The sequence below is a fragment of the Psychrobacter glaciei genome (genome assembly GCF_014652895.1).
Lineage (GTDB): Bacteria > Pseudomonadota > Gammaproteobacteria > Pseudomonadales > Moraxellaceae > Psychrobacter > Psychrobacter glaciei.
The window spans coordinates 1,167,536-1,179,066 of sequence record NZ_BMZR01000001.1 but is presented as its reverse complement, the minus strand read 5'-3'; the positions used below and the strand labels follow the sequence as shown (position 1 = coordinate 1,179,066).

The 11,531-nt window shown below is 42.1% G+C and carries 10 protein-coding genes; 1 reads left to right on the top strand and 9 read right to left on the bottom strand.

Going from position 1 to position 11,531, the window contains the following annotated elements:
• The first annotated feature begins 114 nt into the window (after nucleotides 1-114).
• A complete protein-coding gene (locus IE130_RS04800; RefSeq protein WP_189582396.1) occupies nucleotides 115-1,647 on the top strand; it encodes an ATP-binding protein in 1,533 nt (510 codons plus the stop codon).
• 683 nt (nucleotides 1,648-2,330) lie between these two features.
• On the opposite strand, the gene IE130_RS04795 is transcribed toward IE130_RS04800, so the two are convergent.
• From IE130_RS04795 to benB, 9 genes are all read right to left on the bottom strand, one after another.
• A complete protein-coding gene (locus IE130_RS04795) occupies nucleotides 2,331-3,692 on the bottom strand; it encodes an MFS transporter (RefSeq protein WP_189582393.1) in 1,362 nt (453 codons plus the stop codon).
• Between the two features lie 393 nt (nucleotides 3,693-4,085).
• Nucleotides 4,086-4,862 (bottom strand): 3-oxoadipate enol-lactonase, encoded by a 777-nt coding sequence (pcaD, locus tag IE130_RS04790; RefSeq protein WP_189582390.1) that lies wholly within the window; start codon nucleotides 4,860-4,862, stop codon nucleotides 4,086-4,088.
• Between the two features lie 88 nt (nucleotides 4,863-4,950).
• Nucleotides 4,951-6,183 carry a 3-oxoadipyl-CoA thiolase gene (gene pcaF / locus IE130_RS04785; protein WP_189582387.1) on the bottom strand — a complete coding sequence of 411 codons (1,233 nt, stop codon included), beginning with the start codon at nucleotides 6,181-6,183 and terminating at the stop codon, nucleotides 4,951-4,953.
• 50 nt (nucleotides 6,184-6,233) lie between these two features.
• Nucleotides 6,234-6,893, bottom strand: a complete 660-nt coding sequence (locus IE130_RS04780; protein WP_189582385.1) for a 3-oxoacid CoA-transferase subunit B — start codon at nucleotides 6,891-6,893, stop codon at nucleotides 6,234-6,236.
• A gap of 37 nt (nucleotides 6,894-6,930) precedes the next feature.
• On the bottom strand, nucleotides 6,931-7,632 hold the full coding sequence (locus IE130_RS04775) for a 3-oxoacid CoA-transferase subunit A (protein ID WP_189582382.1): 702 nt from the start codon (nucleotides 7,630-7,632) through the stop codon (nucleotides 6,931-6,933).
• Nucleotides 7,633-7,747: 115 nt separating this feature from the next.
• Nucleotides 7,748-8,944 carry a benzoate/H(+) symporter BenE gene (gene benE, locus IE130_RS04770; protein WP_189582379.1) on the bottom strand — a complete coding sequence of 399 codons (1,197 nt, stop codon included), beginning with the start codon at nucleotides 8,942-8,944 and terminating at the stop codon, nucleotides 7,748-7,750.
• A gap of 78 nt (nucleotides 8,945-9,022) precedes the next feature.
• Entirely contained in the window at nucleotides 9,023-9,802 is a 780-nt protein-coding gene (locus IE130_RS04765; protein ID WP_189582375.1) for a 1,6-dihydroxycyclohexa-2,4-diene-1-carboxylate dehydrogenase, read from the bottom strand.
• A gap of 49 nt (nucleotides 9,803-9,851) precedes the next feature.
• On the bottom strand, nucleotides 9,852-10,877 hold the full coding sequence (gene benC / locus IE130_RS04760) for a benzoate 1,2-dioxygenase electron transfer component BenC (protein WP_264997170.1): 1,026 nt from the start codon (nucleotides 10,875-10,877) through the stop codon (nucleotides 9,852-9,854).
• A gap of 138 nt (nucleotides 10,878-11,015) precedes the next feature.
• A complete protein-coding gene (gene benB, locus IE130_RS04755) occupies nucleotides 11,016-11,522 on the bottom strand; it encodes a benzoate 1,2-dioxygenase small subunit (RefSeq protein WP_373299614.1) in 507 nt (168 codons plus the stop codon).
• Nucleotides 11,523-11,531: the final 9 nt, after the last annotated feature.

Genomic DNA, 11,531 nt, shown 5'->3' with positions numbered 1-11,531 from the left:
ATGATGAGCATGAGGCAAAGCTGATTCATACTGTGCGTGGTATGGGGTACCGATTGGAGGCTGTCGATACAGTGCTTGATAATAATCCGTCTTACGAAGCTGGCAATATCTAATATGAAACACAGGTTGGACAATCGACGCTTGCCACTATTGTGGCGTACTGTGTTGTTACTCACGATATTTGTCGTTATGTCACAGATTATTATTTATATTTGGGTACAGCACTCTGTTAAGGGCCATTTTGAGCAAATGGACTCAGAGATTATCACCCATGCGGCTTTTAACCTGCGTAAGCAAGTGGCAGAGCCTAACAGCCATATAACCTCTCAAATGCTAACAAATTCTCAAGGCCTATTAAATAACCAGCCACCGTTAAGCTTGTCATCTGATACAACGTCATTTTCTGCAGAAGCATCAGAGGAGGCTGGTCATCTACATTCTTCTTGGCTAGATTACGATCTAAAAACGGTCATTGCTAACAAAGACGGACAGATACTGTCTAGCACCCCCAACAACTTTACTCAAGAGCTAGGGGAAGCGTTTAATCTGTTGTCACTGCGACAAGATAATGATAAGCAACAGTTTGTGATGAGTATTAACAGCAGATATTATCGAGCGATGGTCATTGAAGACGACAAAATGCTCGCGCTTATCGCGTTACCTATAGATGTACATCATCAGTATTTATTACAGTTCAATCGTCAGCTTAGTATGATTTTATTCGCCATTACACTATTACTCGTCTCAATCGCCGCATTGAGCGTGTATTGGGGTTTTGCGCCTTTGGCCACTATCGTACAAAAAATGAAAAGAATCAATCCTGAAAGGTTGGATGAAAGAGTAACTGTCAGTGACATGCCATTAGAGCTGCGACCGCTAGCAGAATCTTACAACTCAATGATGGTCAAGCTTGAAAGCAACTTTGAATCTTTGTCACGATTTTCAGACAATATCGCCCACGAGCTCCGCACCCCAATAGCGACGCTTAGTACACAAACGCAGGTCATGCTTAGCAAACCTCGTGAGGGTACTGAATACATAGAACAATTGCATCATCAGCATGATACGTTAGAGCAGTTATCGGTTCTGATTAATAATATGTTGCTGCTGGCAAAAACTCAGAAAGGATTAAGTGACTCGCAAATTAGTCACGTAGATACGGACAGCTTAATCACCAAGCTCGTTGATTACTATGAAATGATTGCAGAGGATCGAGGGATAACTTTTGAAAGATCAGGCGAATTTAAGACAGTATTAGGTGATGAAGGCCTATTGCAGCGGCTGTTTGCCAATCTGATGTCAAATGCCATTTATTACGCCGCTAGTGACAGTGTTATCACAATATCAGCTACCATTATTACCTCAGGCAGCACCCTTGATACGGCAAAGGAAGAGGCTCTATCCTCAAAGCAATCTTTATTAATAACAGTGACTAATCGCTTAGACAAGATGCTCAATCAGAGTGAAGCTGATAAGTTGTTTGAGCGATTCTATCGTCATGATAAGACTAGCCATCAGCATTCAGGCACAGGATTGGGATTGTCTATCGTTCAGGCTATCGCTAATGCACATAAAGGCAAAGTTGGCATCACGATTAAGGATGACTATTATTTTCAAGTCAGTGTAGAATTATTGACTGAGGGTTGAGGTCTGTGGAGCATTCAAATATTAGGACTGCTGATTTTAGCATCAGCCTTTCAAGGCAGGGCTATTTTTTGCCAATACCTGGCGAAATTGTCTACCCTAGAATGACTAGGCGTCAAAAATTTCACTGCGTATTGGCAAAAAATAACCACTGCCAGTACCACATTTGAATGCTCAACAGACCTTAATCTAAACCTTCGATAGTTGAGCATATAAATTTGATCTGAATAGATATAGCAGATTCACTTTAAAAAGAATGCAGTACTGCTGGGATAAATTTTTCGACGCCTCTAGAGGGCAAAACACGCAGCAAGCGAAAAAATTTTATACCAGCTGAGTGCTTTATTTTCCATATCTTTTTATATTGAACTGACTATATCGTTCTAAGCGATGTTGAAGAGGTCGAAAGATAATAAAAGCAATTCTCTGGAAAATACATACAGGTGCATCTTCCCATTGAACCGTCCCAGTATTGTCGGAGACTCAACATTCTGGGAGGATACGCCAATGATTTTCATCTTATACACCGATTAAAACGAGCTACTAGAAGAACGAGTTGTTTTTCTAAGAAGCTCGACAATCATTCTAGCGTATTTGAGTTGATGTTCTTTTATTTCAATTATGGCTATGTTTGATGCCAGTATACTTTTTAGAACACTACCAAATTTTCAAGCTTACTATTATTTTTACGCTGCCGAAGTGTCTAACCTTGCGGGTTGCATTTTACTTTCCTTGCTGTCCACTGCTGCAGTAAGATTTACTAAGAAGATAGCAATGGCTGCGATAATGCCTGGTATAGCGATAAACAAAAAATTCATCTGATGAGTTAGTTCTAAGGTGAGTAGCGCACCAGTTAGAATAGGACCTACGATAGCACCAATACGTCCAATCCCTGACGCCCAACCCATAGCAGTCGTGCGTACAGCGGTAGGATAATATTGAGCCACAAAAGTATAAAGTAGGATTTGTGAGCCGATGGTTGTAGCACCTGCAATCGCAATGAGCGTATATAGTACCATTTGAGGACTGTTGTAGCCAAGTAGGATTAATGCTACTGCCCCAGCGACAAACATAATAGTTAGTACAGGTTTTAAATGGAATTTATCAGCTAGGACACCACCACCAATAGCTCCAATCATCCCACCAATATTAAGTGCAAATAGAAACAACATACTAGCACCTAGCGAGTAACCGGCTTGAATCATTAGCTTTGGTAACCAGCTTGCTAAAGCATAAACCATCAGCAAACACATAAAAAATGCTACCCAGAACATAATAGTAGTGAATCCACGTCTGTTCAGAAACAATGCTTTAATTGGCGCGTCATCACCTTTGGTAGGTTCATCTAATACTAAAGTGGTAGATGGCGTAACTTTTTCTTGAGGAGCCAATTTTTGGACGATATTTTTAGCTTCACCTTCTCGCTTTTCTTTGACCAAATACATCAGGGATTCAGGTAGCATCTTCCAGATGATTGGTAATAGCAAAGTAGGGATACCCGCAATATAAAACATAATTTCCCAGCCAAAATCCAGAACCAAAAAAGACCCTAATAATGCTGATGTCATACCACCAATTGCATAACCGCTGAACATAATAGCGACTAAAGTACTACGCATACGTTTCGGTGCGTATTCAGATGTTAGTGCCACGCATATTGGCATCACACCGCCAATACCTAGACCTGCAATGAAGCGTAAAGCCGCAAACTGCATAGGCCCACTAGCGAAAGCACCAAAGAAAGTAAAGCTGCTGAATAGAGCGACACAGATCATAATTGTTTTTTTACGACCGATTTTGTCAGATAAAGTACCAAAAATCATGGCACCAAACATCATACCGAATAATGCTGCGCTAGCAAGAAAACCCGCTTGTACCGAAGTTAACGACCACTCTTCCATAAGCAATGGCAGGGCCACGCCATAAATAATGAGGTCGTAGCCGTCAAAGATAATAATCAGTAAGCACCAAAACAGGACTTTCCAATGAAAAGGTGAAAATTTGGCTTCATCAATAACTTTATTGATGTTTAAGGTTTGAGATTCCATTCATGTTCTCCGTTGATGATATCCTTATACGTGCTTTACAAGTTAGGGTTTTACAGGGGCTAAGTCAAAAACTATCTAGGTATTAATTGATACCTAAAAGGTATAGCTCTCTATATAACACGCTGTTGAAAAAATGTCGGCTTCCATCTTTATGAGAGGAGTGAGTACTCTCATAAAGTATTATGATACGAAGAATGATGCTTGCAGTGAGCGTATGTAAGACAACTAACACCAAAAAGTTTCATTAATTTCTATTATAAAAATACTGGATGCACAGAAAATCATCCATATACTAAAAAAATATATAGATGATTAAAAATATAAGATAAATAGATTAAATTAGCTTAATTAATCAACGCTAATAAATGTGTTTTTTAAAAGCATTTACTGGTGTTATTGTAGGTAATATCTAACATAATCACTAAACGCTTCAGGTTGTTCAATATTTGAGATATGCGAGGCATCGATAGTGGCGAGCTTAGCGTTAGGTATATGATCGACCATATATTGGCCATCGGCAACGGTCGTCACCGGGTCTTCAACGCCTGCTAACACTGTAATTGGCACACGAATCTCTTTTAACTGCTCACGAGTATCAGCGATAGATAAAGCCTCGCAGCAGCTTGCGTAACCCTCGCTACTGCCAGCCGCAAGAGCGCTAGACAATGCCGCGACTACATCTGGGTAATGATCGATAAAATCTGCTGTGAACCAACGCGGAGAAGCTGTGGCCGCGATAGGATCGAGACCTTGCTCACGTACCAATTGCGCACGATCTCTCCATGCCGCCTCATTACCAATCTTCGCAGCGGTATTGCATAACATCAAGTGATGGAAGCGGTCAGGGTGATTGATAGCCAACCATTGACCAGTCATACCGCCCATAGAAATGCCACAAAAAAACGCTTTATCGATACTTAGATGATCTAATAAATCAATCACATCTTGCCCAAGCTGGTTTAAAGTATAAGGACCTCTGGGTGCTGATGACTTACCATGGCCACGAGTGTCATAGCAGATGACAAAGTAATCGGCTTGTAAGGTATCGATTTGTGGTTGCCACATATGATAGCTAGTACCTAAAGAGTTGGAGAATATTAGGGCAGGGTTGCTGCTATCGCCAAAGGTGGCATAGTTTAGCGTGACACCTTTATTTTCAAATACAGGCATGATGAACGTCCTTGTTTTAACTGTCGGGTGATTAAGGTCTTCTTTTTGATTTATTAAGCTGGGTGTCTATTTTATTTTGAACGATTAATCAGCTCTCAACACGTTCAATAATCATTGCGATGCCTTGTCCAACACCGATACACATTGAGCAAATTGCATAACGCTTACTCGTTTTTTCAAGCTGGTTGAGAGCGGTTAAGATCAAACGTGCACCTGATGCGCCAAGTGGATGACCAAGGGCAATTGCACCGCCATTCGGATTGACACGTGCGCTATCGTCAGATAAACCCAAATCACGTGTGCAGGCTAGAGCTTGGGCGGCAAAGGCCTCGTTTAATTCAACGACATCCATATCATCAAGTGACAGACCAGTTTGCACTAGGAGCTTTTTCATCGCTGGTGCTGGGGCAAAGCCCATAATACGTGGCTCAACGCCTACCGTAGTTGAGGCCACGATACGTGCACGCGGCTTCAGATTGAATTCTTTAACCGCTTGCTCTGACGCTACTAAGAAGGCTGCTGCGCCATCATTGATTCCAGAAGCATTTCCAGCGGTTACTGTGCCATCTGCGATGACGATAGGGCGTAATTTGGTCAACTTTTCAAGTGTAGTATCAGCACGAGGATGCTCATCAGTATCGATGGTGAAAGGCTCGCCTTTACGTTGTGGGATAATGACAGGAGTAATCTCATCTTTGAAGAATCCTGACTCTTGCGCCGCTGCGGTACGTTGTTGGCTACGTAATGCAAATGCATCTTGGTCAGCTCGATTGACATTAAATTGCTCTGCAACATTTTCAGCCGTTTGAGGCATAGTTTCTGTGCCATATAGCTCATCAAGTTTTGGATTGATAAAGCGCCAACCCATGGTGGTATCTTCAAGATTTTGGCTACGACCAAAAGATTTTTCTGATTTACCCATCACAAATGGCGCACGGCTCATGCTCTCAACACCACCTGCAATAATTAGATGAGCTTCACCGGCTTTAATCGCACGCGCAGCTATCGCTAACGCATCCATCGACGAGCCGCACAAGCGATTAACCGTAGTTGCAGGAACTTGATAAGGTAGGCCGGCTAGCAATGACGACATGCGTCCGACGTTACGGTTGTCTTCGCCGCTTTGATTGGCACAGCCATAGATGACGTCATCTACTCGTACCCAATCGACATTAGTATTACGTTCCATTAACGCCTTGATAGGGATAGCACCTAAATCGTCTGCACGTACAGGTGCTAGACCGCCGCCATAACGACCAAAAGGGGTACGAATGGCATCGATAATATAAGCATTATTTAAACTAGTGATTGAATCAATCATGGTGATTATCCTGAGTTTTAATTGTTCTAGGCTTTTAGTAAGAGGGTTTTTTATTGAGTAGCGTCAATTAACATTGCACCAGTCAATGCTTGCAAGTCCAAAAAGCTCATATCATCGACCATTTCAGTGACTAGCAGTCCTTTATCAGTGACATCAATGACGCATAGGTCAGTATAAATCCGATCTACGCAATTTTTCCCAGTCACAGGGTAGGTAAGTTCGCTGACGATTTTAGGATCCCCAGTTTTGGTGATGTGATTGGTCATTACAAAGACTTTTTTAGCGCCGACGGCTAAGTCCATAGCACCTCCAACAGCGGGTATCGCATCCTCTGCACCAGTACTCCAATTGGCCAAGTCACCATTAGCAGCTACTTGAAACGCACCCAACACGCAAATGTCGATATGGCCACCGCGCATCATGGCAAAAGAGTCACCATGATGAAAGTAGCTACCGCCATCGAGCATGGTAACGTATTCTTTTCCGGCATTAATTAGCTCGGCATCCTCTTCGCCTTTGGCAGGTGATGGACCAAAAGCTAATAGCCCATTTTCTGAATGCAAAAATACGTCTTTATCATTAGATAAGTATTGTGCGATTTTGGTCGGTAGTCCGATGCCTAAGTTGACATAGGCTCCATCTGGAATGTCTTGTGCAGCTCGTTCGGCTATTTGGTCACGGGTCAAAAGGGTGTAAGAGGTATGGCTCATGATGACGCTCCTTATAATTGGCAGTATTTAGCGGTGGCTACGCTGCAGTATCAGAAAGTTCAGTACTAGTGCTAGCAGGTTGGACTTGCACCACGTGCTGCACAAAAATGCCTGGCGTAATAACGTGCTCAGGATCAAGCTCACCAAGATCAACCGTTTGAGAGACTTGAGCGATAGTCACGTCAGCTGCCATTGCCATGATTGGACCAAAGTTACGTGCAGATTTTCGGTAAACTAAGTTACCCCAACGATCACCCTTGTTCGCTTTTATTAAGGCAAAATCAGCTTTAATTGGATATTCCAAAACATAGTCTTTACCATCGATATGACGAGTTTCTTTGCCTTCTGCGAGTAGAGTGCCGAACCCTGTTGGTGTATATACGGCTCCAAGGCCCATGCCTGCCGCTTGAATACGGCAAGCCAAATTACCTTGTGGTACTAATTCCAGATCAATTTTGCCCGCATGATAAAGCTCATCGAATACCCATGAGTCTGATTGACGAGGAAAAGAGCAAATGATTTTACGTACCGCGCCCGTTTTTAATAATCTGGCAAGACCATGATCACCGTTTCCAGCGTTATTATTAATAATGACAAGGTCTTTAATACCTAAATTTATAAGGCCATCAATGAGTTCAGCTGGCTGCCCTGCAGTTCCAAAACCACCAATCATAATAGTGGCGCCATCTTTAATTTGGCTAAGTACATCCGTGATATTTTTTTCAGCTTTATTAATCATGTTTATGTCCTATACAAAAGTAATATTAGGTATTGCGATACTTCAGTTTTATGCATCTTAGAGACTGTCTTGTTGTTTTGACTGTTCTATTAATAAAAGTGACGTATATTTTTGCTTATGAAAATAGAGGTAATAATCGTTTTTTGCTTAAAACATAGTAAGCAATCATGCCGATAAGAATGCCCCAAAAAACAGAGCTTAATCCAAGAAAACTCATACCAGATGCTGTTGCTAAAAAAGTGATTAGCGCTGCATCTCTTTGAGAGTCATCTTTCATTGCTATAGTAATGTTGGTAGAAATAGCACCGATAAGTGCAAGACCGGCTAATGCTGCAACTAGCTCTTTGGGCAGCAAGCTAAATATCATCACGATGCTACCGGCAAGTAGTCCTCCTAATAGATAAAAAATACCGTTTGCTACACCTGCTATGTAGCGTTTCTCTTTTAATTCATGGGCATCCTTACCAGTACAAAGTGCTGCGGTGATTGCTGCTAGGACAATCGTAATACCCCCTACACAGGCGACTGCTAACGAAGCGAGGCTTGTAATACTGACGATAGGCTTGGCTGGTGTGTCGTAACCATTGAGATTAAGAATCGCCATGCCAGGTAAAAACTGTCCAGTTAAGCTGACAAGAATGAGTGGAATCGCAAGGTTGAATACGGCATTCCACGTCCACTCAGGCCATATCACAGTAGGTATGGTAAGGGCTAAATCTATATCGACAGGGTTCATTTTTCCTAATAGAACACTTAAAATGACACCGCATAGCAGTACCCAAATCATGGTATAACGTGGTGAAAAACGTTTGGCTACTAAGTAACAGCCAAGCATGCTAAACACGATAAATGGCATCGTATTAGTTGCTACAAATAACTCTAAACCAAATTGAAATAGGATGCCTGCCATCATGCCGGCAGCGATACCATTAGGAATCCATCTTAAAATTTTGTCAAAAGATCCAGTTGCGCCTACTAAAAAAATCACAATCGCTGATACGATATAAGCGGCTATCGCTTCATTAATACTCATATTCGGAAAGACGGTTACCAATAGTGCGGTACCAGGCGCTGACCAAGCAGTAATAATAGGGGTTTTATACTTAATGGATAAATAGATACCTGAGACGGCGGCACCTATAGATACTCCCCAGATCCACGATGCCATCATCGTTTCTGATACCTGCGCTGCTTGTGCTGCCTGAAAAAAGATAATCAATGGGCCAGCATAAGAGATTAGTACGGCCAAAAATCCTGCCACGGTGGCAGAGATTGACCAGTCGTCTTTCAATGTGTGTATTACGTTTGCCATATTGCTTCCTTGCAAATCAGCAGCGAGTAGATAGTTCTCTGTTCAATGCTATGCTACTTAATAACCTGACGAGAGAGATTAGCCTGCATCACCACCGCCTACAGGGATAGTGCTTCCAGTGATATAGGAAGATTCATCAGAAGCCAAAAATGCGATGGCATTGACTTGTTCATCTATTGTGCCGTAACGTTTCATAAATGTGCTGTCGATGGTTTGATCAACAACTGCGTTCATCCAGCCTTTCTCTTCATCAGTTAAAGGCTTTGTATTACGTGGAATCTTTCTAGGCGGGGCTTCAGTACCACCCGTTGCTACTGCATTAACGCGAATTCCATCACTTGCATGCTCAAAAGCAAGTGATGCAGTCATGGCGTTTATACCGCCTTTTGCAGTTGAGTAGGGTATACGGTTGATACCACGTGTCGCGATGGAGGAAACATTAACGATAGTGCCAGATTGTTGTTTGATCATCGTTGGCAGTACCGCATGGCAACACCATAATGTTGGAAATAGTGAGCGACTAATTTCTTTTTCAATCTCTATCTCAGAGAAACTGACGAATGGTTTCATCCATATTGCACCGCCTACATTATTGACCAATATGTCAATACGACCGTAGGTATCAAGTGCTTTATCGACAACATCCTGTGCCCCTTGATAAGTCTCAAGATCAGCTTGGATAGTCGTCGCATGCCCGCCATTTGCAGTGATTTCTGCTAACACGTCTTCTACCAAAGGTGAAAAGTCTGCCATGACTATCTTGCCACCCTCATTTGCTAAGCGTAATGCGACCCCGCGACCGATACCTTGTGCGGCACCCGTTACGACACATACTTTATTATCAAAGCGCTTACTCATTGCTGTCTCCTAGAGAAAAGTATTCTATCGCTGTATTGTTTTAGCTATATTACTGCTCACTAGGTGTGAACTTTTCATAATAAAAATTGCTAGGTTTGAGGCTACTTGTATCTAACCAATTACTAACGGCATCGACCATCGCCAGAGGACCACACAGATAGACATCAACATCGCCATCATTTAGCCAATCAGCTTCAACATGGCTGGTTACATAGCCTTTGCGTTCATGGACGCTTTCCTCGCTTGCTACACAGGTATAATAGTCAAACCAATCGTGGTTTTTCTTCACTTCTTCCAGTTTTTCAATCTCTATCAAATCAGCATCATTAGTAACACCGTAGACCATCTTGATAGGATGATGAGCGCCCGATATTTCTAAGCTTTTTAGCATCGATAAAAAGGGTGCGATACCTGTACCACCAGCTAAAAATACAGTAGGACGTACGATAGGACGTAAGTAGAAACTGCCGAATGGTCCTTCAAAGTCAATATCTTGACCTAGCTTGGCAATATCAGATAAAAAGGTACTCATCTTGCCATTTGGAATATTACGGACGACAAATTCAGCCTGATTGGTACTAGGCATTGAGCTAAAAGAGTAGGAACGTGTCTCATCAGAGTCAGGGATGGTGATATTGACGTACTGCCCAGGTAAAAATACTAAGGCATCTGGGTTATCAACTTCAACGCCGAAGTGAATGGTGGATTCTGACAATACATTTAGCTGCTGTAGCTTACCTTTGAACACAGATTTGCTGACTTTGCAGGCTTCTGATGAGGTTGGCACTTTAATGACGCAGTCGCTCTCAGGAATCATTTGACAGGTCAAGACGTAGCCATCATTAGCTTCGGTTTCGGTCAGCGCCTCTTCAATATACATATCAGGATGCATGTCATAGCTGCCCGACTCACAATGACAACGGCAGGTGCCGCAGGCGCCATCAAGACAATCCACAGGGATATTATATTTTTGACGATAAGCGGCTTCGGCGACGGTTTCATCCTCTTCGCATTTGATAAATCCCGTGATACCATCTTCAAACTGTAGAGCTATGTTGTATTCCATGAGAAACATCCTTTTTCAATATATGGCTACTGACTAACATCACTATATTTTTGGTTGGCTCGTTGATACTTCATAAATTACCAACAAGTTATTTCTAAATCTGATTATTTGTACTAGCTGGCAAGCATAAATAAAATCATGCGAACTCTAGACGTGATATACATCCATAATTTGATGTACGTAATCATCTTTTAATACGATGTATTTGTCCAAGATCTTTGGGCTAGCTTGATTCATGTCTATCTTGTATTTAGAGAACCCCCAATAAGTGTTGGTCTCATGATAACGATAAGACTTATTGATCCAGTTAAATCGGACGCTAACAATACCGTCATTATCTTCAAGTAATTCGATATTAGATAAGTTATGCGTGGTGCGAGTATCCGGAATGGTTGCAGAAGAACGCTCAGTCTCGATACGGAAAATTCGATCTTCAAGCCCGCGACGATCAGGGTAATAAATCAGAGATATTTCGCGTTGCGGGTTGTTTATTAGCTCGCCATCATCATCCCAACTAGGCATCCAAAACGGACATTCTTCGTCATAACAAGCCAGCCATTCTTCCCATTTTTTTTCATCAAGCAATCGTGCTTCACGGTACAGAAACTGACGCACATCTTCGATATTAACCGTTGCATTTTTCATTAGCGATATCCTTTTATA